Consider the following 26063-nt stretch of genomic DNA (forward strand, 5'->3'; position numbering starts at 1 on the left):
TCCTGGCCTGGTCGATTCGATTGCTGGGCAGAAAGATTGGTGTACGTCGGGAGCCCGGCTTGGCGGGGTCGCCGGACTCCCGACGTAGTTGGTGTGGGCTCTGCGAGCCCGGTGGATCAGGAGCTGGCGTTCAGCGCCTTCTCCAGTTCGGCATCGGTCGCCTTGGCGGTGCTGGCCACGTCAGCGCCGCTCGCGATCTTGCCGAAGAACGCCTCCATCACGTTGGAGGTCTCGATGCCGGCCCAGTTGGGCGAGGTCGGCGTCAGCTTGGAGTTGCTGGCCGCCGAGATCGCGGCCTTGGCGAACTCGTCGGTGCCCATCAGCGAGGTGAAGTTGGAGTTCGCCGGCCCGAGGCCGTTCTTGGCGAGCAGCTTCTGGTAGTCGTCGCTGTAGATCAGCTTCAACAGGTTGAACGCCTGGTCCTGGTTCTTGGACTTGGCCGCAATGCCCAGGTCGGAACCACCGGCGAAGACCGGGGCCGCTCCACCGTCGGTGCCCGGCAGCGCGAACGCGCCCAGGTCAGCGGTCTTGGACTTGTCGACACTCCACCGGGCCCAGCTGGGCGCCATGAACATGGCGTTCTGGCCGTTGTTGAAGGCAGTCCACGGCTCGGCGTCCTTACCGTCCTTCGGCGCGACGGTGGAGTTCTTGGCCAGATCCTGCCATTGCGTCAGGCCCTTGATGCTGTTGGCCGAGGACAACTTGCCGACCCACTTGCCCCCTCCTGGGTGGCGATGTCGCCGCCGTTGGCGAACAGCCAGCTGATGCCGTTACGCCAGTCCTGGCCGGGCACCCAGAAGCCGGAGTACTTGGAGTTGCCGGCCTGCTTCTGCTTCAACGTGACCGCAGCCTTGTTGAAGTCGGCGAGCGTGGTGGGCACGGCGACACCGGCGTCCTTGAAGGCCTTCTTGCTGTAGAAGATGTAGCGCGAACCCCAGTAGTAGGGCACGGCGTAGTTCTTACCGTCCCACTTGCCCGACTCGATGAAGCTCTTCGGGCCGATGTCGGCGCCCAGTTCGCTCATCTTGCTGGTCAGGTCGGTGAAGGCGCCAACGCTGGTGTACGCCGCGGCCTGCGTGTTGCCGACCTCCACCACGTCCGGCGGGGTGTCGCTCTGCAGGGCGGTGTTGAGGCGGGTGGTCAGCTCCGGCCAGTCGATGTGGGTGATCTTCAGGGTGCTGCCGGGGTACTTGGTCGTCCAGGTCTTGGCCAGCCAGTCGGTCAGTTCCTTGGGCGTGTCCTCCTTGCCGGCCAGCCACAGGTTGATGGTCTTGGCACCGCCTCCGGTGGTGGCGGCCGCGCCGGAGGTGTTCCCTCCGGTCGTGGTGCTGCCGCTGCTGCACGCTGCGAGCGCCCCTGCGGCGAGGACGGAGGCGAGAGTGAAGCTCACCGTGTTCTTGATCTTCATGATTCCCCTTAGGTGGTGATAATGCGGATTGCCCTGAATTACGTTGTAGGAGAGGTGTTCTCAGGCGGGTTGGCTAGTGGTCGGAGGCGTCACACGACACCGAGCTCTCGATAGCGGACATGAGCGGCAGCGCCGGTGAGCACGTGCTCGGCGCTGCGAGGGACCTGACGGACCTGGATCCGCTGGGCCACGAAGGGCAGGGTCTGGAAGGCGAGCGCTTGCCGTGTTGCCTCGATGACCGGCCCGTCCAATACGTCCGCGTCGCCGTAGAAGACGACATCGGCGATTCCGAGCGTGGTGACCACCGGGGTGATCACCGTGCCCAGTAATTGACCGGCCCGCCGCCGGCCCTCCTCGTCGGCCTGCCGCAACGCGTTCGCGGACAGGTACGTCTCGAGGCAGCCATGGTTGCCGCAGGCGCACTCGGGGCCGCCCGGTTCGACCACGACGTGGCCGATCTCGCCCGAGGACTGCAGCGGGCCGACCAGGGGCCGGCCGTCGATCAGGACCCCGCCGCCGACGCCGGCGCCGATGGTCACCAGGAAGAGTCCGTTGTTGTCACCCTCGCCGAACGTCCCCTCTGCCAGCGTCGCCGCGTTGGCGTCGTTCTGCACGTACGTCGGCAGTCCGGTCCACGAGCTCACCCGCTTGGCCAGATCCAGGTTCTCCCAGCCGAGGTTCGGTGCTACGACGACCGACCCGGTGACGTCGACGATTCCGGGGGTGCCGATCCCGATTCCGAGAACGGGGCGGGTGCTCATTCCCACCAGCGCGGTCGCTACCTCGATGATGTCGGCCACGGCGTACTGCAGATCGACGATCGGCTTGCTCTGGCGGGCCAGGATGGCGCCGTCCAGATCGACGAGGGCGCCGCTGACCAGGTGATCGCCGGACAGGTCGAGGGCGATGACGACCGGGCCTTCTGGGGCCAGGTCGACCAGCGTCGCGGGCTTGCCCTGGCGGGACTCGGTGCGGGTTCCGACCTCGGCGACCAGGCCATCGTCGATGAGGCTGGCGACCAGTTCGGAGATGGTGACCCGGGTCAATCCGGTGTGCCGGGCCAGGTCGGCGCGGCTCAGCGGACCGTCGTCGAACAAGCCTTGGAGGACCAGCGAGCGGTTGTGGGCACGAGCATCGCCGGGCAGCACTTTGGCCGCGTCGCGACGGCCGCGGACTTCGCGGCGGGGAGAGGCGCCCTGGGTGCTCATAGATAGTTAGGAAACGCTACTAACAAACCCCTGGCAAGGGGTTTGCCGGATATTGGTGGGTCACAAATAGGTAACGTGGGTCACAGGAGGCGCGTCGCTGCAGGTCGCCGGCCGGCGACCGGGGGTGCCCGGTGTGGGTCGAGTGTCCCTGTATTGCAGGCCTGCGGCGGGCGGGGGTGTCCGGTGTGGGTCGAGTGTCCCTGTATTGCAGGCCTGCGGCGGCCGGGGGTGTCCGGTGTGGGTCGAGTGTCCCTGTATTGCGGGCGTACGGCGGGCGGGGGTGTTCGGTGTGGGTCGAGTGTCCCTGTATTGCAGGCCTGCGGCGGCCGGGGGTGTTCGGTGTGGGTCGAGTGTCCCTGTATTGCAGGCCTGCGGCGGCCGGGGGTGCTCGGTGTGGGTCGAGTGTCCCTGTATTGCGGGCGTAGGGCGTTGGCGGGCTCGCCGTGTGGGTCGAGTGTCCCTGTATTGCGAGCGTAGGGCGGCCGGGGGTGTCCGGTGTGGGTCGAGTGTCCCTGTGTGGTCAGCCGTCGGAGGCTACCGAGCTGGTGGCCGCCGAGGGGTCGAATCCGTCACCGGTGGGCCCGGCCGAGGGATCGAGCCCATAAGGGGCAGAGCTCGAGCCCGAGCCGGAGTCGGACTGTGAGTCAGAGCTAGCCAGCACTTCGGGGCCCAATCCCGATGCGTCCCAGCCGGGAATCTGCGAACCGGGGATGGCGTCGGCCGGGGCCGTGATCGCTGGGACCGTATTCCATTGCGAGAAGCGCAACTTCTGGGTTTCGTCGGACTCAGCGACGACGGCGTAGCGAAGCGTCGAGGCATCGTCAGCGGCGATGATCAAGGAGCTTTTACCGACGTCGACGCGGTAAGCGGGCACACCGTTGTCCACGATCGGGGTCACGGTCGCGGTGGCGAGCTTGGCGTCGGGGAACGCCTCACGGGAGACCGTCTCGTTCAGGAGCTGCGTCAATGTGTGCTTCAACCTGGGCGTGGAGTTCTGCACGACCCGGGTGGAGATCCATCGATCCGCGTACTTGGCGAGGGACGGGCCGACACTACTGGGCTGCCCTGACGAGTCGTCGGAACCCGTTGAGCCGAGGTCGGCGAAAAAGCCCTTGTCAGCACGGAAAAACGTCGAATCGCCGACGTACATCGTGCTCATGGTGCCCATGTCCGAGGACACAGTCAGGCGGACGCCGCTTCCGTTCGTGGTGCCGGCCGCGTCCACTCTCATCACCTGGGCGGGGGAACTCGTGGGGGACATCGACCCGCCCGGGTCAGCCGTGCCGGTCGACTCCGCCTCGATGTCGCTGAAGTCGAACTCGATGGTTCCGGCGGCCTGGAACGACGTTGCCTTCGCAACGCTCGCGCGCATCGCCTTCACCAGCTCGGCTGCGGTGTGCTTGGCGGCGGGCGGCGCCGCGGAGGTCGTCGTAGCGGTGGTCGCGGCCGTGTCCGCACCGGTGAGATGTTGGCTGCCGCAGCCGGCGAGACCGCTCATCAGGGCCACGGCGACGACGGTGGCGCCGGCGGATCGGCGAAGACTCATAGCGGCACCCTAGTGCCGACCGGTCAGGCGGGGCGGTCGGTTGCCTCGACCTGGTCGAGCAGTCGCCGAAGCTCTGCTCGGTCGGTCGCTTCGACGCCTTCGAGGAAGTGCAGCAGGGCCGTACTGCGATCGGAGCTCTGGATGTCGCCGAGCACCGAACGCAGGGATTCGGCGGTCAACGACTGACGGCTGGCCCGGGCGTAATAACGCCAGATCCGCCCGTCGCGACGGCGCTGCACGAGTCCCTTGTCGACCAGACGATCGAGAACCGTCTTGACGGTCGTGTAGGCGCGCTCCTGTGAGGGGTCCATACGTTCCTGGACCTGCCGCGACGAGAGGCGGACACCGGGTTCGGCCGCCCACAGCACGTCCATGAGCTGGCGTTCGAGGTCGCCGAGGGAGGAGTGGCGGGGCATCAGCGATTCACCTCCTGTCGCTCGCGAAGGGCGACCACCCGGTCGCAGCCCTCGAGGCCGATCTGCTGGTGGGAGACGATCACGAGGGAAGACTCTCTCAGGGCAACCTGAACGTCGCTCAGCACCGACCGGGCGGTGGGCACATCGAGATGAGCGACGGGTTCGTCGAGGAGCACTACCGGCCGTCCGGACAGCACGGCACGGGCGATCGCCAACCGGGTCCGCTCACCGCCGGAGACCCCGCGTTGGCCGGTCCCGAGCATCGTGTCCAGGCCGTGCGGCAGACCGCTGAGCCAGTGCCCCAGGCCGCTGTCGACGAGGGCGCTGGTGACCTCGTGGTCGGTCGCGTGCGGCCGGGCCAACAACAGGTTGGCGCGCACCGAGCCGGCGAACACGTGCGGCTCGTCGTCCACGAGCGCGACCAATCGACGTACGTCGTCCGGTGCCCACGTGCCGACCTCCAGCCCATCGAGGGTGTAACGACCTGCCGTCGGTTCCAGTTGTCGCGCCAACACGGCCAACGCCGTCGACTTGCCCGCGCCGTTGTCTCCGACCAACGCGATGTGCTCGCCCGGTGCGACCTTCAGGTCGGCGTGCCGCAGAGCGTCGTGCACGTCGTCCCACGAGGCGTTGACCTGGGCCAGTTCGAGCGTCGGACGCTGCGGCACCGGCGGCGTCGTCGCCGCGCTCCGGTCCCGCACCGCCGGCTCCTGATCGGTCAACGCCGTCAAGCGTCGACGGGCAATCAGGCTGCGACACAGGGCGTTCACGATGTCCGGCACGCTGGTCAGCACATCGGTGAGAGCGACCGGCAGCAGTGTCAACAGGCCCGCGACCGGCAGCGAGATGCGCTGATCGGCAACCGCGTGACCGGTCAGCACGGCTATTGCGACGGTGGCGACACCGACGGTCATCAGGCTCAACGTGTCGCCCGTCGCGCGCGCGGTCGCGGCAGAGAGGCTGACCCGAGCGCTGCGGGCCTGGGCTTCGCGCAGCCGCGACAGCACCGGCTGTTGGGCGTGAATCCCCTGCAGCGCAGTCGCATTCGAGGTAGCAAGCTCGGCGACCGCGGCGATGTCGCTGCGGGTCTCCAGCACGTCGGGTTGGGCACGGCGTTCCAGCACGAAGCCGAGGACCCCGATCAGCAGGACGACCAGTGCGATTGCCAACAGCACCAGGCCGGTGACCGTCAGCAGGACCGTCGCCACGAGGACCGCGATCAAGAGGGTCAGGATCGTGCCGATCGCGGGCACCAGCACCCGCACCTGGGCATCGACTTCGTCGTCGAGGTCGTGCACGGCGAGGTTCAGGACGTCACCGCGGCGGTGCCGACCCAGCCGGGCCGGCGTCAGCGGGATGAGCCGAGCGAACAGGGCCGTACGGCGAAGGGTCAGGTCCCGCAGCGCCGCGTTGTGCGACAGCAATCGCTCGGTGTAGCGCAGCACCGGCCGGCCGATGCCGAAGGTACGCACTGCGACGATCGCCACCAGCAGCGTCAGCACCACCGGTCGCAGACTGGCCTGCACGATCAACCAGCCGGACGTCGCGGTCAGGGCGACACCGCACATGGTGGCCAGCGAGCCGACCAGCGCCGCAGGGACCACTCCCTTCGCCGGCCAGAGCACCGGTCGCCGTTGCGGGACGGCCGGTTCCGGCGAACTCGGTTGAGCCAGCGGCTGATGCGCCGCCGCGGCATCCGTGGCCACGGGCGTCGGCACCGATTCGGCGCGTGAGGCAACGGGCACGGTGATCACGCGATCGGCGTACATCGTGAGCATCGGGTCATGGGTGACCACGGCAATGGTGCGGTCCTGGGACAGGATGCGCAACGCGTCGTCCACGCCGCTGCTGACGGAGGTGTCCAGGTGGGCGGTGGGTTCGTCGAGCAGGATGACCGCCGACGGGTCGAGTACGGCGCGGGTCAGGGCCAGCAGACCGCGCTGACCGGCCGACAAACCGGATCCGTCGTCGCCGACCGGGCTGTCCAACCCGTCCGGCAGCGACGCGGCGACCGTGTCGAAACCGGTGCGCTGCATGGCTTTTCGAAGATCCTGCGTCGACGCATCGTTGCCGAGTAACAAATTGTCCGCGACGGTGCCCGGGATCAGCAACGGCCGCTGGGTGACCAGGTGGGTGCGCGGACCGCGGACGGTGCCGCTGGTGGGTGTGCGCAGGCCGGCGAGCAACTCCAGCAGGGTCGTCTTGCCCGCGCCGGACTCGCCGACGATCGCCGTCAGGCCCGGCTCGAGGGACAGCGACAGGTCACGGATGACGTCATGCTCGGTGCCGGGATAGCGGTAGGTCAGGTCGGTGGCGGCCAGAGTGCCTTCCCCGGCCGGCTCGGGAGTAGAAGGAGTCCCGGCCAGCAGCGCGTCGATCGCCTGCACGCCGTCTGCGGCGGTGTGGAACTCCTGACCGACCCGCCGGATCGGCCAATAGGCCTCGGGCGCAAGCAGAATGGCGGTCAGGCCCACGCCGAGCAGCATGTGCCCACCGGCCAAGCGCAGGCCGACGGCGACCGCAACCATGGCCACGCAGATCGTCGCCAACAGCTCCAGGGCGGCCGAGGACAGGAAGGCGGTGCGCAACGTGCGGTTGGTGGCCTTGCGGTGCTGGTCGCTGACCTGCGAGACCACCCCGACCTGGTGCTCGGCGCGCTGGTAGCCCACGAGGGTCGGCAGTCCGCGCATGACGTCGAGGAAGTGCCCGGCCAGGCGGTTCGACGCGGCCCAGCGCTTGTCGACCTGTGCCTGGGTGTGGCGTCCGATCAGGACGGCGAACAGCGGCAGCAACGGCAGCGTCAGCACCACGATCAGGAAGCTGGGCCAGTCGGTGAGCAACAGTGCCAGCAGGACCAGGGGCGGCACCACCGCTGCGGTGATGAGTGAGGGCAAGTAGCGGGCGACGTACGGTTCGACGCTCGCGGCGCCGGCGGTGGCCAGCGTGACCAAGGTGCCGGATTCGGCCCGCTCGTCCGCTGGCTGGTGCAAGACGCCGGCCAGGAAACGTTCGCGCAGCGCCGAACTGATCCGGCTGCCGGCCCACGCCGCCGCCAGATCGCCTGCGCCCGTGACCAATCCGCGAGCGATCAGCACCGCGAGTACGGCGGCCGCGGGGGTGCGCAGGTCGTGGCCGTGCACGACGGCCACGACCAGAGCGGCGATGGCGAAGGCCTGCGCGACCGCCAGGATCCCGGCCACCACACCGAGCGCCGCGATGACCGCGATGGGGAAGCGGGTGGCCGGGACCTGCTTGATCAGGCGCGGATCAAACGGTCGCAAGGTCGCGCTCGTCCTGGGCCGGCGGGATGTTGTCCACGGAGATGCGCTTGCGGAACATCCAGTAGGTGAAGCCCTGGTAGAGCAGGACGATCGGGGTGAAGATCACCGCGACCACCGTCATGATCTGCAGCGTCAGGTGACTGCTGGAGGCGTTGTAGATCGTCAGCGAGTAGTCCGGGTTCGTGCTGGAGGGCATCACGTCGGGGAAGAGCGCGAAGAACAACGAGGCCACCACGAAGGCGATCGCGAGGAAGGTGCCGGTGAAGGCCCACCCTTCCCGGTCCGCCAGGTGGGCGAGGAAGCCGCCGACGCACGCCACGACGGCGATCAGGAAGGACAGCCAGCTCCAGATCGAACCCTGCTGGACGTTGATGATCAGCATGAACGCCACCGTGATGACCGCCGCGACAACCCACACCTTGGTGGCCATGGCCCGGGCGTCGTCCCGGATCTGGCCCGTCGTCTTCAACGAGATGAAGTTGAGCCCGTGCAGGAAGAACACGGTCAGCGTCATCAGACCACCGAGCAGGGCGATGGGGTTGAGCAGGGTGAAGAGGTTGCCGGTGTACTCGTGGTGCTGGTCGATCGGCACGCCGCGCACGATGTTGGTGAAGGCCACACCCCACAGCAGCGCCGGCACGTAGGAGCCGATGGCGATGCACCAGTCCCAGCCGCGTCGCCAGGCGTCGCTGTCGCGCTTACCGCGGTACTCGAAACCGAGCGCCCGGATGATCAACGCGACCAGGATGAGGAACAGCGCCAGGTAGAAGCCGCTGAAGAGGGTGGCGTACCACTCGGGGAACGCCGCGAAGGTCGCACCGCCGGCCGTCAACAACCACACCTCGTTGCCGTCCCAGACCGGGCCGATCGTGTTGAGCAGCACGCGCTTGCGGCGTTCGCCGTCCGGGCCGCGACCCAGGATCGGCAGAGCCATACCGACGCCGAAGTCGAAGCCCTCCAGGGTGAAGTAGCCGATCCAGAGGACCGCGATGATCAGGAACCAGAACTCCTGCAGACCCATGGTGTTGTCTCCTTATCCGATCCGCAGCTCAGTAGGCGAAGGCCAGTTGTTTGTCGGCGTCGTCGGAATCCTCGTCGTCCGAGTCCTTGAACGGATCGTCGAACGGGGGAGCGCCCGCCTTCGCGTAGCGCAAGGTGAGGCCGACCTCGATGACGGCCAACACGCCGTACAGGAGGGTGAATCCGACGAGCGAGAGCAGCACCGTCCACGGACCCACGCTGGGGCTCACGCCGTTGGAAGTGGTCAGCAGACCGAAGACGATCCACGGCTGACGACCGGCCTCGGTGAAGATCCAGCCGAAGCTGTTGCCCAGAATCGGGAAGAGCAGGACGGCCAGACCCAGCCACTTCCACCAGCGGCTCGTGAGGGCGTTGTCGCCGTTGCTCTTACGCAGTGACCACAGGGCGAGTGCGGCGATCAGCATCGCCAGGAAACCGAAGCCCATCATCAACCGGAAGGACCAGTACGTCAGCGGGATGGTCGGGGTGTAGCTGTCGGCCCGGGTGAGCGGGTCACTGGCGTACTTGGCCTGGTAAGCCTTCTCCAGGTCGTTGATGCCCTGGATGTGTCCGTTGAAGCTGCCGGTGCCCAGGAAGGACAACAGTTTCGGCACGGTGATGGCGATCTTCTCGTGCTGACCATCGAGGCTGCCGATGGTCAGGATCGAGAACGGAGCACCGCTCTGGCTCTCGTAGAGGGCCTCGGCCGAGGCCATCTTCATCGGCTGCACTTCGGTCATGATCTTGCCCTGGATGTCACCGGTGACGACAACACCCAGCCCGGCGACCAAGGTCATCCAGGCGCCGAATTTGGCGGCCTTGCGGTACATCGAGCGGTCCTCGTGCTTCTTGTTGCGCCACACCAGCCAGGCGGCGACGCCCAGGACGAAGGCACCACCGCACAGGTAAGCCGAGAAGAGCACGTGCGGGAACGTCACCAATTGCACCTTGTTGGTGAGGACCGCGAAGAAGTCGGTGAGTTCGGCGCGACCGGTCTCGGGGTTGTTCTTGTAACCGACCGGGTTCTGCATGAACGAGTTGGCGGCCAGGATGAAGTACGCCGACAGGACGGTGCCGATGTGCACCAGCCAGATCGTCGCGGCGTGCAGCTTCTCGGGGATCCGACCCCAGCCGAAGATCCACAACCCCAGGAAGACCGACTCGAGGAAGAACGCGAGGAGAGCCTCGATCGCCAGCGGGGCGCCGAAGATGTCACCGACGAAACGGGAGTAATCGCTCCAGTTCATCCCGAACTGGAACTCCTGCACGATGCCGGTCACCAGACCGAGTGCGAAGTTGATCGTGAAGAGCTTGCCGAAGAACTTGCTCAGCCGCATCCACTGCGGGTCGCGCTTGGTGATCCACAAGGTATGGAAGACCGCGACCACGAACGAAAGGCCGATCGTCACCGGTACGAAGAGGAAGTGGTAAACGGTGGTGATCGCGAATTGCCATCGCGCGAGGTCTAGCGCGGTATGTGCATCCATGGTCGCTCCCCATGTGTTCTGCGGCTGCGCACAGCCGATCCTTGGTGTCTTCTACTACACGCTGTAGTAGAAGCTACTCCCGGATTTTGCGCGGTGCCTAGGAAGTGCGACCTAAGTGCGCCGGGGGCCTTCTCCGACGTGCGTGACCGCGGTCACCACGACACCGATCACGGCGGCGATTCCGGCCAGGATCCACAGTGTCGGTGCCAACTGCGTCCACGCCGCTTTGATCGACGCGCTGGCTACCGAGGTCACCGTGATCGAGCGCGCTGCGAAGGCGCCGACTCCGACGGCGACGGCGAAAACCGTTGCCGCGCAGATGAGTCCGATACCCACGAAACGAAGCGCCGATCGCGGGCCGCCGCGCAGGCCGCCGGCGACGGCCAGGAGGAGTACGCCGATGAGCGGGCTCAGCCAGGACGCCAGGGTCACCCAGGCGGCGGCTTTGGCAGCCGTCTCCAACGCTTGTTGAGCGCCGAGCGCCTGTTGTCCGACGGTCAGGTCGGCGGGTGCGGAGATCTGCAGATCGGGCCGCACGGTGCGCAGCGCATCGACGACCTGTGCGCCGACCTGATTCAGCTCCAACGCCGCATCTGCGGCCCGACCGCTCACGATCGCCTCGTGCACCGGCTCCACCGCACCGGCAACCAGGGGAGTCAGGGAGTCCCGGGTGAGGACGGAGGTGGCGGTCCGTTGGACCAATGGCCGCAGCAGGCGCAGATTCGGGTTGGCGGCCACGACTCGGTCACTGATCACGATCCCGAGTTGGGCGGCGACCTGGGGGTCTTTGCGCAGCTGGTCGGCGGTCGCTGCGAACCGGGCGCCGTCGAGCACCTCGTAGCGGGCGAATCCGGCGACGATGCCCACGACGAGCAACAGCGTTCCCAGCACGGCGAGGACGCCGGAAGCGGCCCTGGCGGCCAATGTCAGTCCAACCCGTTGAGGGTCTGCACCACGGACTTCAGATCTCCGAGGTTGACGTAGTTGACCGCGACGTAGTTGGGGATCTGGCCGCGCTCCTTCTCGCACTTCTGCGCCAGCGGCAGCAGCACCGAGCGCGCGTTCACCTTCTTGGCGTCCGCCTGCAGGCTGCCGAATCCGCTCAGCCAGTGGTTCATCAGGAAGATCGGGTTGTCCGGCTCGCCGCGTTTGATGGCGCAACTGAACGAGGAGACCGACGGGTTGGTGTACTCGGTGTCCTGCGACCACTGCGGGCCATCGAGCATCCAGGGGTAGCTGCTCCCGCCGCCCTCGTTCTCCTGCAACCACACCAGGCGTTTGCCGCTGCTGATCATCTGCCCGAGGCTCGCCCAGTCCTGCCCCTTGGCCGGCGGGGTGTAGAGCGTGTCCAGCAGACCGACGTCACCGAGCATCTTCGCCACGTCATCAGGCTTGACGACGTCCTGCACGAAGAAGGTGACGACCTCTCGCGGGTGCCGGTCCATCCACGTCTTGACCTGGCCCATCACCTTCGGCCAGTCGGTGGCTCCGAGTTCACACAACTCGTGACACAGGTAGAGCCCCACCGGCCCCTGCGGTCTGACGTTGAGCGAGTTGCGCAGTCGCAGCGCGCTCTGCACGGTGCTGGCTCCGAAGGTCTCGTTCGCCTGGGCCACCGCCTGGGCTCGCGTGGCATCGGAGTTGGCGATGACCCCGGGACGGTTGGTGGACTGGCCGTACCAACTGTCGATGAGGAAGACCCGGACTCCGGCGTCGAGCTGGCCGACGATCCCGGTGGGCTGCTCGGCCAGGAAGTAGTTCTCATCGAGTGCGGACATCGAGTTGTGGGATGCCTCGAACGCCACGTTGTTGTACGGCCGGTCGCACAACTGCACCCAGCCGTTGCAGCGTTCGTCCGCCGGCCCCGTCTCGGCCGCGATCGACGTACTCTGCGGCCAGGCGAAGACGGTGACGGAGATCAACAGCGCCACGGCGGCCAGTGCGGCCACCACACGAGCGCCGTACCGACGGACCCAGGCCACTCCCCGGGGAGCCAGGTTGCGCCGGGTAGCGACTGCCCCCGCCGCGACGAGTACTTCACACAGCACGTACGTGATCAGGCCGACGCCCGCGAGGGCGACCAGGAACTGGATCACCATGGCCGGGCGCAACACCATGAGTACGCCGAGCAGCCCCGACCCGATCACCCGCACGCCCCAGCCGGCGGGCGTCGTGGGCCGCGAGCGCACGGCTCGCAGGGCCCACTGGTCGAATTCGCGCAGGTTGCGCACCGGCAGGGTGCGCGCACAACCGATCAGGATCAGCCCGGCGAACCCGACGATGAGGGTCAGGATGGCGGCGGGGACGACCATCGTCGACCACGCGGCGGAGGCTACCGCCGGGACCAGGCCGTTCGGCGTGAAGAACGTGTTGGCGATGACCCCGACCGACAGGAGCGCGGCGAACGTGCCTGCCGCCCAGAGCAGCACGCGACCGACCGTGAAACCTGCGGATCGCCAGCTACGACGCCCAACCAGTACGGCGGCCAGCAGGCACAGCGCGGCGAGTAGCGGCAGCAGCCAGGACAGGACCCGCACCCACCGAGCGGCCTGGAGGGTGTGTGCGGCGAAGGACTGCGAGCCGATCGAGGAGAAGGTGACGTCCAGGTCATCCGGCACGTTGGCCACCAGATCCGGTTTGAACTCCTTCAGTGCCGAGATCGAGATGGCGGCGATGTCGGCGGCCTGCAGCAGGATCTGACTGTCGTTGTCGGAGGTGAGGTATTCGTGCAGCGGCCGGACCGCGGTCCGGAAGACCGGACCCGCGGCGTCACTCTCGATGACCGACGTCGTCGTGCTCTGCACCAGCGGCCGTAGTGCGGCCAGGTTGGTGTTGGCCGTGATGATCTTGTCGGTGACGATCACGCCCAGCGCACTAGCGACGGCAGGGTCCTTGCGGATGTCGTCGGCATGACCGGCGAAACGATTCCCGTTGAGCAGTTCGAAATTGGCCAGCCCGGCGAGCATGGCCGCGGCCGCGAGAACGGTCGCCAGCACCATGAGGATGCGGCGCAGGACCGTGGTCGGTGCGGCGTCTGGTGACACGGGTGCCTCCCGGGCGGGCGGTGATGGTGCCGCGATGCTATCGGCGGATCGTCAGGGCGCGGGCGGCGTTTCACGCCACGACTCGTCCGGGATCGTGGCGGCTCGGACCGCTGCGTCGGCGATCACGGGGTCCAGCCCGCCGTGTCCGCGCCCCGGAAGCGGCCGGAACACGGCGTCCGGGAGGAGGTCAGCGAGGCGCTGACCGTGGTTGAAGGGCAGAACGCGGTCGCGGTCGCCGTGCTGGACGAGGGCGGGGATGCCGATCTGCGGTGCCAGCGCGGCACTGTCGAACCGGTCGCGCAGGATCGGCCAGAACGCCCGCAACCGCATGTCCCGCACGAGTTCTCGCGATGAGGTGAACGGTGCCGTGAGAACCAGGCGCTCGCCGAGGCCGTCCGCGGCGAGCGCGGTGGCGACCGCCGTGCCCAGGGAGTATCCGGACAGGACGACGCGCCCCGGGACCCGTCGGGCAGCCGCCCGGGCTGCCGCCACCAACGAGACGGCACTGGCCCGCTGACGGGCCAGCACGCCGTACCCCGGGTATTCGACGACGGCGATGCTGACGCCGTGGCCGGCCACGTTCGCGACGAGGGGCGCGCAGGAGCGTAGATCGTCGCCGTTGCCGTGGAAGTGCAGCACGGTCACCGGCGAGCCGACGTCGGCGTGCAGCATGGCGCCGCCGGCCCAGTGCACGAGACGGGCCGGAGCGACGGGTTCGAAGGCAACCGGCGCGGGCGAGGGGAACACCACGCGGCGGACGGGATCGAGGCGCACCGTCCGAGGCTGTCACGAAACCGATTCGAAGCCGGAGCCCGCCCCGCCCTAACCTTGAGCCCATGACCGTCGATCCCGCCGTTGCCCTCACCAGCGCGGTCCAGGACGCCCTCGCCCGGGCGTTCGGACCGGAGTTCGCGCAGGTGGACCCGGTGGTGCGTCCGGCCAACAAGAAACAGACCAGCGCCGACCTGCAGGTCAACGCCGCAATGGCGCTGGGCAAACGGCTCGGTCAGGCCCCGCGCGACGTCGCCGCCCGGATCGTGGGGCACCTGCACGCGCCGGAACTCATCGACAGCGTTGAGATCGCCGGCCCGGGCTTCCTGAACGTCACCCTGGCGACCACCTGGATCGCCGACGCTGCCGGCCGCGAACTGGCCGACCCGAAGCTCGGCCTGCCTGACGTGCCGCAGCAGCGGGTCGTCATCGACTATTCGTCGCCGAACATCGCCAAGGAGATGCACGTCGGTCACCTGCGCACCACCGTGGTCGGCGACTCCCTGGCGCGGACGATGGAGTTCATCGGGCACACCGTGATCCGGCAGAACCACGTCGGCGACTGGGGTACGCCGTTCGGCATGTTGGTCGAGCATCTGCTGGAGTCCGACGAGGCCGAGGCGGACCTTCTGACCACCGACCCCAACACGTTCTACCGGCACGCGCGGGAGAAGTTCGACAACGATCCCGGTTTCGATGCGCGGGCGCGCAAGCGGGTGACGCTGCTGCAGTCCGGCGACCCGGAGACTCTGGCGATCTGGCAGCGGCTGATCCAGTTGTCCCTGGCCTACCTGCGCCGGGTCTACGCCGAGCTGGACATCACCCTCGGCGACAACGACCTGGCCGGTGAGTCGACGTACAACGACGAACTCGCCGCCATCTGTGATGAGTTGCAGGACAAGGGGATTGCCACCATCAGCGATGGTGCGTTGTGCGTCTTCCTGGACGGTTACACCGGTCGCGAGGGCAAACCGGTGCCGCTGATCATCCGCAAGTCAGACGGTGGATACGGCTACGGCACAACGGATCTGGCGACGATCAGGCACCGCTCCCTGGATCTCAAGGCGGACCGGGCGCTGTACGTCGTGGGCGCACCGCAGAACCTGCACTTCCGCATGGTGTGGGAGACCGCGCAGAAGGCGGGCTGGGTGCAGGGCACTGAAGCGATCCACGTGCAGATCGGCTCCGTGCTGGGCTCTGACGGCAAGCTGCTGCGGACCCGCTCGGGCGACCTGGTCAGCCTGCAGTCCCTCGTCGACGCCGCGCTCGCACGGGCCGCGGAGGTCGTCGCCGAATCGCGGCCCGACCTGCCCGCCGGCGAGCGGGCCGTGATCGCGCACCAGGTCGGCGTGGGCGCCATCAAATACGCCGACCTGTCCGTCGCGCACGACAGCGAATACACCTTCGACCTGGACAGAATGGTTGCGCTGCAGGGCAATACCGGACCGTATCTGCAGTACGCCGCGACCCGGATCCGGTCGATCCTCGGCCGTGCGGATGCAGTGGCGTTCGACGGTCCGATCGTGCTGGTCGAGCCGGCGGAGCGGGCGCTGGCGTTGAAACTGCTGGATTTCGGCTCGGTGGTCGCCGCCGTCGGGGAGACACTCGAACCGCATCGCCTCGCGGCCTACTTGTTCGACCTGGCACAGACGTTCACGGCGTTCTACGAGCACTGCCCGGTGCTGAAGGCGCAGGACGCGGCCGTGCGGGATTCGCGTCTGGCCCTGTGCGCCCTGACGTTGCAGGTGCTGCAGACCGGTTTGTCGCTGCTGGGGATCGCCACCCCGGAGCAGATGTAACCGACTACCAGGAGGAGGCGCCGGCGCCGTCGGCGGAGGACGCTGCCGAGGGTCCGAAGGACCGGATCGAGGACTGTTTGGCCCCGTTGACGATGCCCGCCACTTCGTCCTTGTCGGGCTCGTAACCGTCGGAGGTCAGTGCGGCGAGGGCTTGATCCACCGACTGCTTCTGCTGCTCGGTCAAGCCCTCGAAGAGATCTGGCCACGTCGCCGCTGCATCGAAGGTCATGGTGCCGATGGTAGGAGCGCCGGTCCTGTCACGCCCGGGTTTGTGGCACAACGTGCGCAAATGGGGCCGCTTTCTCAGTCGGGGAAGCCGTCCGGGTTCTCCGACTGCCAGCGCCACGTGTCGACGCACATGTCGTCGATGGTTTTCGTGGCGTGCCAACCCAGTTCGGTCTGTGCTCGCGTGGGGTCGGCCCAGTACGCCGGGAGGTCACCGGGCCGGCGCGGGCCGAACTGCCACGGCAGCTCACGACCGACGGCGCGCTCGAAGGCGTGCAGCAACTGCAGCACGGACGTGCCGGTGCCGGTGCCGAGGTTGAAGGCCCGCACGGGCTCCTGCATCGACGACAGGTGGTTCAACGCGACGACGTGGCCGGCCGCCAGATCGGTGACGTGGATGTAGTCGCGCTCGCAGGTGCCGTCCGCGGTCGGGTAGTCGTTGCCGTAGACGGTCAGGGAGGATCGACGACCTACCGCCACCTGGGCGATGTAGGGCATGAGATTGTTCGGGGTGCCCTGCGGGTCCTCGCCGATATGGCCGCTGGCGTCAGCGCCGACCGGGTTGAAGTAGCGCAGCATCGCTATGCGCAATCCGTCGGTGGCCCGGGCGGTGTCGGACAGCACCTGCTCGATCATGACCTTGGTCCGGCCGTAGGGGAGGCGGCGGACAGCGGTTGGTAGGTCTCGACGTACGGGACGGGGGCGTTGTCTCCGTAGACGGTGGCGGAGGAGGAGAACACCAGCCGGCCCACGCCGTGCCGCCGCATCGCAGTCAGCAGGGAGAAGGTCGAGTCCAGGTTGTTGCGGTAGTACTCCAGCGGTTTCGCCACCGACTCGCCGACTGCCTTCAGACCGGCGAAGTGGATCACCGCATCGATCGGCTGCTCGGCGAAGATCTGCTCGGTCTTGTCCGGGTCGGTGAGGTCCACGGCGTACAGGGGGATCGACGTACCCGACAACGATTCCAGGCGGGGCAGCACCGTCGGCTTGCTGTTGCGGAAGTCATCGGCGACGACCACCTCGTGGCCGCTCGCGATCAGAGCCAGCACCGTGTGGGATCCGATATAGCCGGCGCCGCCGGAGACCAGGACACGCATATCGGCCACCCTACGGTGCGAGACTGTCACCATGGCGTCCCTGCCCTGGCCCGCAGACCAGATCGCGACCGTCCGGTCCGTGGTTTTCCCGACCGAGCGCGGCGGTTATGTGCGCGATGACGTGGAGCGGCAGCTGGATCGGATTGCGCTGAGCATGGAGCGCGGTGCTCAGCTGCCCGACGTTGTCGGTACGGCGATCCGCCGGGTCCCGTTGGCCAGCGGACTGGCCGTCGATTCAGTGGACGGGTTCTTGCGGCAGGTGTATCTCTGGCAGAGCGATCTGCTGGACCGGGTGGAGCCGGAGCCGGTGGCCGCGGTGTCCGACGACGGCAGCGTGCGGGCGACGAGGCTGCGGTGGACGCCGGCCCAGCAGGACTGGGTGCGCGATTCGCGGTTCGCGACCCGCACCGGCAAGCGCGCCTACGTGGAGCACGAGGTCGACGACTTCCTCGACAAGGTGCTGGTGGCGATGGCCCGCGGGGACGACCTTCCCGATATCGAGACCGTGCTGTTCTATCCGCCGCGTCGCACCGGCCGGGGGTACGACGCGCTGCAGGTCGACGCCTTCCTCGACCAATTGGCCCGGTTGCGGCCGCTGTCGGAACAGGCGGACCGATCGGGTTTCTGACGGTGGCGAATAGTTGAATTTTCGACCGCCGGTCGCAGACTGTCCGGGCGGTGGCCGCCAGGGGAGGATTCCCTACACGATCTCGGGTCGCCGCCGTGTCGATGGCATCACACAGCCGCTACTGTCAGTGCCTGTCGGCGAGCTTCGAATCGCCTGCGAGTGCCCTCACAACGTTCACCAGCGAAGGTAGTGCCTGAATGAATCGCCGTCGGATAGCAACCGTCACCCTGGTTGCCACCACCGCAGCAATGTTGCCCGCTGCCGCCTCGATCGCGGCGGACACCGGAGGCGGTTCGTCCGTCCTGGTCGGCTCGGGACGGGTATTCACCGGCCCGACCCAGTCGAAGCTGCTGCGCCACGGTGATGCTTCTGGCAGCACCGCCATGTCGCTGAGTCTGTTGGTGCCGCTGCCGGGCCAGGCGCAGGCACAAGCCCTCGCCGCCAAGGGCGTCGTGCTGACCCCGGCCGAGTACACCCGCCGGTTCGGTGCCAGCCAGGCCGCCGTCGATAAGGCGTCCGCGTGGGCGAAGGCCAACGGTTACCGCGTGACCTACGTCAGCCGCGACTCCGGCCAGGTCTTCGTGACCGGCACCGTGGCGAAGGTGAACAGGTCGCTGTCGTTGCGGATGCAGCGTGCCTCGCTCGACGCCGTCTCCGGTCTGGCCCCGAACACCGATCCGACGATCGCCAACTCCAGCGGTGTCATCGCGGTGGCCGGGCTGAGCACCCTTTCCCAGAAGGAGCCGCTGAACGCCCGCGGTCTGAACACCAGCCGGGCGGCGCGCGGCGCCCTCAAGAGCAGCCACGCGGTGACCCCGAAGGCCAACGGCGCCACCGACGGCAGCGCCGAGTGCGCCTTCTACTGGGGTGATCACCTCTACCCCAAGGCCAAGAAGTATGGCGTGATGTCCAACGGGCTGTGCGGTTACATCCCGCAGGATCTACAGAAGATCTACGGCAGCGCCGGCGTCGCCGCGCAGAAGCCGACGCTCGGCATCCTGCTGTGGGGCAACGACAAGACGATGCTGGCGCAGACCAACGCCTACATGAAGGACGCCGGTTTCCCGCAGTTGGCTGCCGCCAACTACAAGGTGTTCAGCTCGGGCCAGAAGGTCCCCGCGCAGTGCGACCCCACGGGTGTCAACGTCGAGCAGGCCCTGGACGTGCAGTCCACGCACGCCATTGCACCCAACGCGACCATTCATTACTACGACGCAGGGTCGTGCCTCGACGCCCCGCTGACTGCGACGCTGCAGAAGATGGTCACCGCTCACCAGGTCAGCACGATCTCGATGTCGTTCGGCTCCGGCAGCGACCGCGGCGAGACCGCTGCGAGCAAGGCGGCGTGGGACCGTCCGCTGCTGCAGGCCTCCCTCACCGGCATCAGCACGTTCGCTTCCTCGGGTGACAACGGCAACAACACCACGCTTCCCGTCAGCGACGACGGCAAGGTCCAGGGCTATGCGGGCGTCGGACTGCCGGCCTCCAGCAACTACACGACGGCCGTGGGCGGTACGGCGATCGGCCTGACGTCCAAGGGCGTGCAGACCGTGGCCGCCGGCTGGGAGAACCGGGTGTTCCGTCAGACGAACACCAACACCACCTCTTCCGGCATCAGTGACGTCACGTTCACCGCGCCGTTCCTGCCGATCAAGGGCGCCGGCGGCGGGCAGAGCGCGTCCTACGCCCAGCCGTCCTGGCAGAAGGGCAAGGTGGGCGGCTACACGCGCCGCGCCGTACCCGACGTGTCGGCACTCGCCGACCCGGCCACGGGGTACACGATCCGGTTCACGGACATGACCAACGGCAACGAGCCGACGTACCTCAGCGTCGGAGGCACCAGCCTCGCCTCGCCGATCGTGGCGGCGACGGTCGGCCTGGCCAAGAAGAAGAACAACTCCAAGGTCGGTCTGGCCGCACCCGTCTTCTACCGGCTTGCCGGGACTTCCGCGATCAAGGACATCAACTACCCGAACAAAGCCGGTGCGTTCTACAACGCCCGCAACGACGCGGGGCAGATCGTCCCGAGGCAGGGGTACGTCGTCGGTCTGGACGCCAAGCCGGAGAACCTGGTCAGCGCGGCCCACTGGGACAACGTGACCGGCGTCGGAACGCCCAACGGGGCCGCCTTCTTCGCGGCGTTCAAGTGAGGAGCGTCGTGAAATCCAACAACGCAATGTTCGCCGGCTCGGTCGTCGCAGCGGTGGCCGGAGCCACCGGGTTGCTGCTCGCGACCGGTTCGCCCTCCTTCGCCGCCACGGGTGACACCGCGTACGGCGTGTCCTTCGCCGACCCGATCAGCAGCTCGGGTTGGACGACCGGCTCGGTGACCAGCGGGTACGGCCTCTTCACCGCCAGCGCGCAGACCAGTGGGGGCACCTCCACCGTGACCGCGGCGATCGCCCTGGGTTCGCGGGTGACCGTGACCACCTCCTGCGTCGGTGGCAAGCCGCGTGTGGTGGTGGCCGGCGGCGGAGCTGCCGGCACCTACACCGCCCCCACGACGGTGTCGCTGGCGTCGTTCGCGAGCAACGCCAACCTGGTGGGGACGGTGCGGTTGTTGAACGCCGCATCGGGCGTGACCTCGGGCGCTTACGTCAACTTCAGCCCCGGCGTCGAGGGCAGCTGGGTGCGCCTCGGCGGCGTGAAGTGCGCCGCGGCGCCGCCACCCACGTCGTCCACGTCGTCCACTTCTTCGTCGTCGACCTCATCGACGGCCTCACCGACCAGCACGGCGAGTCCGACCAGCACGGCCACCGACACCCCGAGCCCGACCAGCAGCACCACCGGACCGCCGATCGTGACCGACGGTCCGCAGGGTCCGGCCGATTCGTCCAACCCGTGGCTGCCGATCGGCGGCCTGGGGCTGGCCGTCCTCGGTGCCGGCGCCCTGGTCGTCAACACCATCCGGACCAGGCAGGAGTAACCGGCAGCGATAGATTGCGGACATGACGGAGTCGGAGGTTTCCATCCGCCAGACCGCAGTCGACGGGACGGTGCGCTTGCATCTTCCTGATCCGGCAGCGCCCGCTGGCACGACCCTCGAGACGTCGGTCATCGAGGTCGTCGAGCGGGCGCTTTCCGATGGGGCGGTCCGGGTCGAAGCGATGGTGCCGGCTGACGACCGGGCGGGGATCCGGGCGGCGAGCCGCGCCGGCCTGCGACGTGAGGGAGTGCTGCGCGACGCCGGCCGCTCTGCGGGCGGCGACGCGATCGACGTGGTGAGCCTGGCCCGGGTGGCCGGCGACCCACCGCTCAGCGATCCGCTGACCTTCAACCGCATGCTGAATGCGTCGCTGCCCATCAAGCGAGCCATCGGGCAGGCGCTGATCCGCAACAACGCAGGCGAGGTGTTGTTGTGCCAGTTGTCCTACAAGAGATTCTGGGACCTGCCCGGCGGAGTGGTGGACCCGCACGAATCGCCCGCGGACGCCGTACGTCGAGAGGTCAAGGAGGAACTCGACGTCACCATCGCGCTGCGCGGGTTGGCCGCCGTCACCTGGCTGCCCCCGTGGCGCGGGTGGGACGACGCGGTCCTGTTCCTGTTCGACGCCCGGCTCGATCCGGCCGATGAGGCGGCGATCCACCTGGAGCCCCGCGAGATCCAGTCCCTGCACTGGTGCGACGAGGTCGCGGTGCAGGAGCACGCAGCGGCGTACACCGCGCGGTTGATCGAGCAGGCGGTGCGCGCGGTCGACTCCGGTTCAGGCCCGGTCTACCTGGAGAACGGTGAGCCGCCCGACTGGTCCTGAGCCGCGGGCCGGTCTGGAAGGATGCAGGTATGAAGGTCGCCGCAATTACCGTTGGTGTCAACGCCATCGCCTTGTGGATCGCTGCGTGGATCGTCCCGGGCATTACCCTGGGCAGTCCCACGGCGGACACGACGCACAACGTGCTGGCGGTGGTGGTGATCGCCGCCATCTTCGGCATCCTCAACGCCTTCGTGAAGCCGCTGCTGAAGGTGGTCAGCGTGCCGCTGATCGTGATCACCCTGGGGTTGTTCCTGCTGGTGGTCAACGCCTGCATGTTGGGTCTGCTGTCCTGGATCAGCAGCAAGGTCAACCTGCCCTTCCACGTGGCGCACTTCTGGTGGGACGCGGTCTGGGGTGGGCTGATCGTGGCCCTGGTCGGGATGCTGCTCAGCGCGCTGCTGCCCGATGACATGGAGTGGAAGCGGTGACCGAGGACTCTGCCCGCTCGGTGCGGCTGCGTCAAGCGCTCAACCTGATCCCCAGTTACGTCCCCGGCAAGCCGGCCCCCAGCGCGAGGGGTTCACGACGTACAAGATCTCCTCCAACGAAAACCCGTATCCGCCTCTGCCGTCGGTGCTCTCGGTGATCGCCGAGGCCGCCTCCCAGGTCAACCGCTACCCGGACATGAGCGTGACGGCGCTGCGTACGGCGATCGCGGAGCATTTCGACGTGCGACCCGAAGAGGTCGCGACGGGCACCGGCAGCGTCGGCATCCTGGGCCAGGTCATGCAGATCGCCTGCGACCCCGGCGATGAGGTCGTGTACGCATGGCGATCGTTCGAGGCTTACCCGATCATCGTGGGCCTGTCCGGTGCGACGGCGGTGCCGGTGCCGCTGACCGAAGGATTCGAGCATGACCTGCCGGCGATGGCCGCGGCGATCACCGATCGCACCAAGGTCGTGCTGGTGTGCACCCCGAACAACCCCACCGGGCCGATCGTCACTGCTGCGGAGTTGGATTCCTTCCTCGCGTCGGTGCCCTCCGACGTGCTGATCGTCATCGACGAGGCGTACGTCGAGTTCGGTCGCGACCCTCGGGCCGCGGATGCGATCGCCGTCTGGCGTAAGCAGCCGAATGTCATTGTGCTGCGCACGTTTTCGAAGGCCTACGGGTTGGCCGGTCTGCGTGTTGGTTACGCCATTGCCCACGAACCGATCGCGGATGCGCTGCGCAAGGCAGCAGTCCCGTTCGGGGTGAGCGACCTCGCCCAGCAGGCGGCGATCGCCAGCCTCTCGGCGTACGACGAGTTGGCGGTTCGCGTCGAGGATCTGGTGATCGAGCGGTCCCGGGTGATCAAAGCCCTGCGGGAGCAGGGCTGGGAGGTGCCGGACTCGCAGGCGAACTTCGTCTGGCTTCCGCTGGGTGAGGACGCGTTGGCCTTCGCCGAGGTCGCCGCCGAGCAGGGACTGGTCGTGCGGCCGTTCGCCGGGGACGGGGTGCGCTGCACCATCGCCGAGGTCGAGGCCAACGACCGGCTGATCGAAGTCGCGGCCGCCTTCCGATCCGGCAGTCGGTGAGGGTTTGGAGGCTGGTGGTTAACGGGAAGCAATCCCATGAGCCACCAGCCTCCAAACCCCGCGCAGCCAACGCGTGGGCTGCCACGGGTCGACCTGATCGAGGCGCGATGGTCAGTCGAGCGCCAGCACCCAGGACGCGACGTAGTTGAAGCTGTCCTGTTCGGCAGGGTGGAAACGGAAGCGCACCTTCTGGCCGGTAGTGAGTTCGCGAAAACCGTTCGCCTCGATGGCGATGAAATGCGCGAACGCATCCGGTCCGGCAGGCAGCGCCGGCGAACTGATCGCGCCCCAGCCTTTCTCGGACTTCCAGAACTTCACAACGCCCTCGGCCTCGGTGCCCGGCATGACGGTGTCTGACATGACCGCAGGCTACTTACGGCGTCGATAGCGGACGTACTGTGCGATGACCAGCGCCGCGACCCCGATGGCGAAGACCACGCCGAACCAGGCAGGTGGCCATTGGGCGGCGGCGCTCTTCACGCTTGTCAGTCTGCCGCACTTGGGGGACCGACGCCGTGAAAACGTACCCACCGGTAGCCCCGTCGATTCTTCTAGCGTGACGGGTGCGCGGTAACCTCATCGCATTGGCATTGTGAGCGGTGTCACACCCCGTGATCCGCCACCCGATCCACACGCGGCGACCCCGCAGCTGGCCCGGGTGAGTCGAGGCCGGAGTCACCACGCTCCGGAGACGAAGGAGCGCCATGACTGAGTCACGCACGACTGTGAACGGCCCTGCAACACTTGACATTACCGACGGCGGACCCGATCTCATCCAGTTCGTCGACGCGACCGGCAAACGGCTGTCGACCAACGAGGTCAACGAGCGTTACGCCCCCGTGGTCGAGGCACTGACCAGCGCGGACGCGCGGTCGATGTACCGCGACATGGTCATGGCGCGCCGCCTGGACGCCGAGGGGTACGCCCTGCAGCGCCAGGGCGAGCTGGGCCTCTGGCCGAGCCTGCTGGGTCAGGAAGCCGCGCAGGTCGGCGCCGCCCGCGCGATGGGCCCCAAGGACTACGCCTTCCCCGGCTACCGCGAGCACGGTGTCGCCTACGTTCGCGGCGTGCAGCCCGCCCAGATGCTGCGCCTCTTCCGCGGCGTGAGCCACGGCGGCTGGGACACCGAGAAGCACCGCTTCCACCTCTACACGATCGTCATCGGCAACCAGATGCTGCACGCGACCGGCTACGCGATGGGCATCCAGCGCGACCACGCCGTCGCGACCGGCGACCCGGAGCGGGACGCGGCCGTGATCGCGTTCACCGGCGACGGGGGCACCAGCCAGGGCGACTACAACGAGGCGCTCAACTTCGCCGCGGTCGCCAACGCGCCGGTCGTCTTCTTCGTACAGAACAACGGTTACGCCATCTCCGAGCCGAACAGCCGCCAGTTCCGCATCCCGCCCTACCAGCGCGCCAAGGGCTTCGGCCTACCGGGCGTGCGTGTGGACGGCAACGACGTCCTCGCGACGTACGCCGTGACGAAGGTGGCCATGGACGCCGCCAGGGCAGGGGAGGGGCCCACGCTGATCGAGGCGTTCACCTACCGTCTCGGTGCACACACCACCTCCGACGACCCGACCCGCTACCGCGACGCCGCCGAGGTCGACGTGTGGAAGGAGAAGGACCCGCTGTTGCGGATGAAGGCCTTCCTGCTGACCCGTGCGCACGCCGAGCGCAGCTTCTTCGACGAGGTCGACGCGGAAGCAGACGATTTTGCCGCGGACATGCGTAAGCAATGCCGCGAAATCCCCGACCCGGAACTGCCGACGATGTTCGACCACGTCTACGCCGAGGAGCACAAGCCGCTCGAGCGCGAACGTGAGCGATTCGTCTCCTACGTCTCGTCGTTCGAAGGGGCCGGTGCCTGACATGACCGAGAAGATCTCTCTCGCCAAAGCCCTCAACGAAGGTCTGCGCGCCGCTCTCGAGCACGACCCCAAGGTCGTGTTGATGGGCGAGGACGTCGGCAAACTCGGCGGTGTCTTCCGCATCACCGAAGGTCTGCAGAAGGACTTCGGCGACGAACGCGTCGTCGACACCCCGCTGGCCGAGTCCGGAATCGTCGGCACCGCCGTCGGACTGGCCCTGCGCGGCTACCGACCGGTCGTCGAGATCCAGTTCGACGGTTTCATCTATCCCGGTTTCGACCAGATCGTCAGCCAGGTCGCCAAGATGCACGCCCGCTCGAACGGCTCGCTGTCACTGCCGATCGTCATCCGTGTCCCGTACGGCGGTGGCATCGGTGCGGTCGAGCACCACAGCGAATCCAACGAGGCCTACTTCGCGCACACCGCCGGCCTACGGGTCGTGGCGTGCGGCGACCCCGTCGACGCCTACTGGATGATCCAGCAGGCCATTGCCAGCCAGGATCCGGTGATGTTCTACGAGCCCAAGCGCCGTTACCACGAGAAGGCCGAGATCCCGCTCGGCGCTCGTGACGCCGCGCCCGCGGGGCTGAGTGAGGCGCGGATCGTGCGCGACGGCACCCAGGTCACCCTGCTGACCTACGGGTCGATGGTGCGCACGTGCCTGCAGGCGGCGGAAACCGCTGCCTCCGAAGGCAAGTCGGTCCAGGTCATCAACCTGCGCTCGCTGAACCCGTTGGACCAGGACGCCATCATGGCCGCCGCTCGCGCCACGGGCCGCGTCATCGTGGTGCACGAGGCCAGCACGTTCCTGGGCATGGGCGCCGAGTTGGCCGCGCAGATCCAGCAGGACTGCTTCTACCACCTGCAGGCACCGGTGCTGCGGGTCGGCGGTTACAACCTGCCCTACCCGCCGAGCCGCTTCGAAGGCGAGTTCCTGCCCGACCTCGACCGCATCCTCGATGCCGTCGACACGTCGCTGAAGTACTGAG

General features: G+C 67.7%; 21 protein-coding genes and 2 pseudogenes. 9 read left to right on the forward strand and 14 right to left on the reverse strand.

Translation table 11 applies throughout. From position 1 onward, the window contains the following. Positions 1 to 116: 116 nt before the first annotated feature. From ACFQBT_RS00435 to ACFQBT_RS00485, 11 genes are all read right to left on the reverse strand, one after another. Positions 117 to 701 (reverse strand): extracellular solute-binding protein, encoded by a 585-nt coding sequence (locus ACFQBT_RS00435; RefSeq protein WP_377819850.1) that lies wholly within the window; start codon positions 699 to 701, stop codon positions 117 to 119. Further along, on the reverse strand, positions 671 to 1408 hold the full coding sequence (locus ACFQBT_RS00440) for an extracellular solute-binding protein (RefSeq protein ID WP_377819859.1): 738 nt from the start codon (positions 1406 to 1408) through the stop codon (positions 671 to 673). Before ACFQBT_RS00440 ends, ACFQBT_RS00435 begins: the two co-directional genes overlap by 31 nt. Positions 1409 to 1497: 89 nt before the next feature. Then, a complete protein-coding gene (locus ACFQBT_RS00445; protein WP_377819861.1) occupies positions 1498 to 2616 on the reverse strand; it encodes an ROK family transcriptional regulator in 1119 nt (372 codons plus the stop codon). A gap of 520 nt (positions 2617 to 3136) precedes the next feature. Next, positions 3137 to 4162, reverse strand: a complete 1026-nt coding sequence (locus ACFQBT_RS19890; RefSeq protein ID WP_417281781.1) for a hypothetical protein — start codon at positions 4160 to 4162, stop codon at positions 3137 to 3139. A gap of 23 nt (positions 4163 to 4185) precedes the next feature. Beyond that, the gene (locus ACFQBT_RS00455) at positions 4186 to 4578 is read right to left on the reverse strand and encodes a BlaI/MecI/CopY family transcriptional regulator (RefSeq protein WP_377819865.1); all 393 of its coding nucleotides are present in this window, start codon (positions 4576 to 4578) and stop codon (positions 4186 to 4188) included. Then, positions 4578 to 7859: a thiol reductant ABC exporter subunit CydD gene (gene cydD, locus ACFQBT_RS00460; RefSeq protein ID WP_377819867.1), complete on the reverse strand. Its 3282-nt coding sequence runs from the start codon at positions 7857 to 7859 to the stop codon at positions 4578 to 4580. Before cydD ends, ACFQBT_RS00455 begins: the two co-directional genes overlap by 1 nt. Continuing rightward, positions 7846 to 8880, reverse strand: coding sequence for a cytochrome d ubiquinol oxidase subunit II (cydB, locus tag ACFQBT_RS00465; protein WP_377819869.1), 1035 nt, complete (start codon positions 8878 to 8880; stop codon positions 7846 to 7848). Before cydB ends, cydD begins: the two co-directional genes overlap by 14 nt. Positions 8881 to 8908: 28 nt before the next feature. Next, positions 8909 to 10366: a cytochrome ubiquinol oxidase subunit I gene (locus ACFQBT_RS00470; protein WP_377819870.1), complete on the reverse strand. Its 1458-nt coding sequence runs from the start codon at positions 10364 to 10366 to the stop codon at positions 8909 to 8911. 111 nt (positions 10367 to 10477) lie between these two features. After that, entirely contained in the window at positions 10478 to 11290 is an 813-nt protein-coding gene (locus ACFQBT_RS00475; protein WP_377819871.1) for a hypothetical protein, read from the reverse strand. Positions 11291 to 11292: 2 nt separating this feature from the next. Continuing rightward, positions 11293 to 13410 carry a PI-PLC domain-containing protein gene (locus ACFQBT_RS00480; RefSeq protein WP_377819872.1) on the reverse strand — a complete coding sequence of 706 codons (2118 nt, stop codon included), beginning with the start codon at positions 13408 to 13410 and terminating at the stop codon, positions 11293 to 11295. A gap of 51 nt (positions 13411 to 13461) precedes the next feature. Beyond that, positions 13462 to 14184, reverse strand: coding sequence for an alpha/beta hydrolase family protein (locus ACFQBT_RS00485; protein WP_377819873.1), 723 nt, complete (start codon positions 14182 to 14184; stop codon positions 13462 to 13464). Between the two features lie 62 nt (positions 14185 to 14246). On the opposite strand from ACFQBT_RS00485, the gene argS reads away from it, so the two are divergent. Further along, complete coding sequence (gene argS, locus ACFQBT_RS00490) at positions 14247 to 15980, forward strand: arginine--tRNA ligase (RefSeq protein WP_377819874.1); 1734 nt, start codon at positions 14247 to 14249, stop codon at positions 15978 to 15980. Positions 15981 to 15984: 4 nt separating this feature from the next. Here the strand turns inward: argS and ACFQBT_RS00495 are convergent, their stop codons facing one another. Further along, positions 15985 to 16209 (reverse strand): hypothetical protein, encoded by a 225-nt coding sequence (locus ACFQBT_RS00495; protein ID WP_377819875.1) that lies wholly within the window; start codon positions 16207 to 16209, stop codon positions 15985 to 15987. 74 nt (positions 16210 to 16283) lie between these two features. Further along, positions 16284 to 17335, reverse strand: a pseudogene (gene galE / locus ACFQBT_RS00500) (UDP-glucose 4-epimerase GalE). Here galE and ACFQBT_RS00505 point away from each other — a divergent pair. From ACFQBT_RS00505 to hisC, 6 genes and pseudogenes are all read left to right on the forward strand, one after another. Next, positions 17334 to 17930, forward strand: coding sequence for a DivIVA domain-containing protein (locus ACFQBT_RS00505; RefSeq protein ID WP_377819876.1), 597 nt, complete (start codon positions 17334 to 17336; stop codon positions 17928 to 17930). The pseudogene galE and the gene ACFQBT_RS00505 sit on opposite strands and share 2 nt — an antisense overlap. Before the next feature lie 197 nt (positions 17931 to 18127). Continuing rightward, the gene (locus tag ACFQBT_RS00510) at positions 18128 to 20080 is read left to right on the forward strand and encodes a S53 family peptidase (protein WP_377819877.1); all 1953 of its coding nucleotides are present in this window, start codon (positions 18128 to 18130) and stop codon (positions 20078 to 20080) included. 8 nt (positions 20081 to 20088) lie between these two features. Next, on the forward strand, positions 20089 to 20856 hold the full coding sequence (locus ACFQBT_RS00515; protein ID WP_377819878.1) for a hypothetical protein: 768 nt from the start codon (positions 20089 to 20091) through the stop codon (positions 20854 to 20856). 22 nt (positions 20857 to 20878) lie between these two features. Next, positions 20879 to 21682, forward strand: a complete 804-nt coding sequence (locus ACFQBT_RS00520; RefSeq protein ID WP_377819879.1) for an NUDIX domain-containing protein — start codon at positions 20879 to 20881, stop codon at positions 21680 to 21682. Positions 21683 to 21711: 29 nt separating this feature from the next. Next, positions 21712 to 22110, forward strand: a complete 399-nt coding sequence (locus ACFQBT_RS00525) for a phage holin family protein (protein WP_377819880.1) — start codon at positions 21712 to 21714, stop codon at positions 22108 to 22110. Beyond that, a pseudogene (hisC, locus tag ACFQBT_RS00530) lies at positions 22107 to 23200 on the forward strand (histidinol-phosphate transaminase). Before ACFQBT_RS00525 ends, hisC begins: the two are co-directional and overlap by 4 nt. 111 nt (positions 23201 to 23311) lie before the next feature. On the opposite strand, the gene ACFQBT_RS00535 reads toward hisC, so the two are convergent. After that, positions 23312 to 23560: a cold-shock protein gene (locus ACFQBT_RS00535; protein WP_377819881.1), complete on the reverse strand. Its 249-nt coding sequence runs from the start codon at positions 23558 to 23560 to the stop codon at positions 23312 to 23314. A gap of 344 nt (positions 23561 to 23904) precedes the next feature. On the opposite strand from ACFQBT_RS00535, the gene pdhA reads away from it, so the two are divergent. After that, on the forward strand, positions 23905 to 25074 hold the full coding sequence (gene pdhA / locus ACFQBT_RS00540; RefSeq protein WP_377819882.1) for a pyruvate dehydrogenase (acetyl-transferring) E1 component subunit alpha: 1170 nt from the start codon (positions 23905 to 23907) through the stop codon (positions 25072 to 25074). A gap of 1 nt (position 25075) precedes the next feature. Next, positions 25076 to 26062, forward strand: a complete 987-nt coding sequence (locus tag ACFQBT_RS00545) for an alpha-ketoacid dehydrogenase subunit beta (RefSeq protein WP_377819884.1) — start codon at positions 25076 to 25078, stop codon at positions 26060 to 26062. The last annotated feature ends 1 nt before the right edge of the window (position 26063 follow it).

The sequence above is a fragment of the Branchiibius cervicis genome (assembly GCF_042661605.1).
Lineage (GTDB): Bacteria > Actinomycetota > Actinomycetes > Actinomycetales > Dermatophilaceae > Branchiibius > Branchiibius cervicis.

What these genes read in the sequence shown, in the direction of transcription:
- ACFQBT_RS00470 (WP_377819870.1), bottom strand. Translation starts at nt 10,366, where the DNA reads ATGGATGCACATACCGCGCTAGACCTCGCGCGATGGCAATTCGCGATC.
- ACFQBT_RS00440 (WP_377819859.1), bottom strand. Translation starts at nt 1,408, where the DNA reads ATGAAGATCAAGAACACGGTGAGCTTCACTCTCGCCTCCGTCCTCGCC.
- pdhA (WP_377819882.1), top strand. Translation starts at nt 23,905, where the DNA reads ATGACTGAGTCACGCACGACTGTGAACGGCCCTGCAACACTTGACATT.
- ACFQBT_RS00455 (WP_377819865.1), bottom strand. Translation starts at nt 4,578, where the DNA reads ATGCCCCGCCACTCCTCCCTCGGCGACCTCGAACGCCAGCTCATGGAC.
- argS (WP_377819874.1), top strand. Translation starts at nt 14,247, where the DNA reads ATGACCGTCGATCCCGCCGTTGCCCTCACCAGCGCGGTCCAGGACGCC.
- ACFQBT_RS00545 (WP_377819884.1), top strand. Translation starts at nt 25,076, where the DNA reads ATGACCGAGAAGATCTCTCTCGCCAAAGCCCTCAACGAAGGTCTGCGC.
- ACFQBT_RS00445 (WP_377819861.1), bottom strand. Translation starts at nt 2,616, where the DNA reads ATGAGCACCCAGGGCGCCTCTCCCCGCCGCGAAGTCCGCGGCCGTCGC.
- ACFQBT_RS00495 (WP_377819875.1), bottom strand. Translation starts at nt 16,209, where the DNA reads ATGACCTTCGATGCAGCGGCGACGTGGCCAGATCTCTTCGAGGGCTTG.
- ACFQBT_RS00535 (WP_377819881.1), bottom strand. Translation starts at nt 23,560, where the DNA reads ATGTCAGACACCGTCATGCCGGGCACCGAGGCCGAGGGCGTTGTGAAG.
- ACFQBT_RS00525 (WP_377819880.1), top strand. Translation starts at nt 21,712, where the DNA reads ATGAAGGTCGCCGCAATTACCGTTGGTGTCAACGCCATCGCCTTGTGG.
- ACFQBT_RS19890 (WP_417281781.1), bottom strand. Translation starts at nt 4,162, where the DNA reads ATGAGTCTTCGCCGATCCGCCGGCGCCACCGTCGTCGCCGTGGCCCTG.
- ACFQBT_RS00505 (WP_377819876.1), top strand. Translation starts at nt 17,334, where the DNA reads ATGGCGTCCCTGCCCTGGCCCGCAGACCAGATCGCGACCGTCCGGTCC.
- ACFQBT_RS00520 (WP_377819879.1), top strand. Translation starts at nt 20,879, where the DNA reads ATGACGGAGTCGGAGGTTTCCATCCGCCAGACCGCAGTCGACGGGACG.
- ACFQBT_RS00510 (WP_377819877.1), top strand. Translation starts at nt 18,128, where the DNA reads ATGAATCGCCGTCGGATAGCAACCGTCACCCTGGTTGCCACCACCGCA.
- cydB (WP_377819869.1), bottom strand. Translation starts at nt 8,880, where the DNA reads ATGGGTCTGCAGGAGTTCTGGTTCCTGATCATCGCGGTCCTCTGGATC.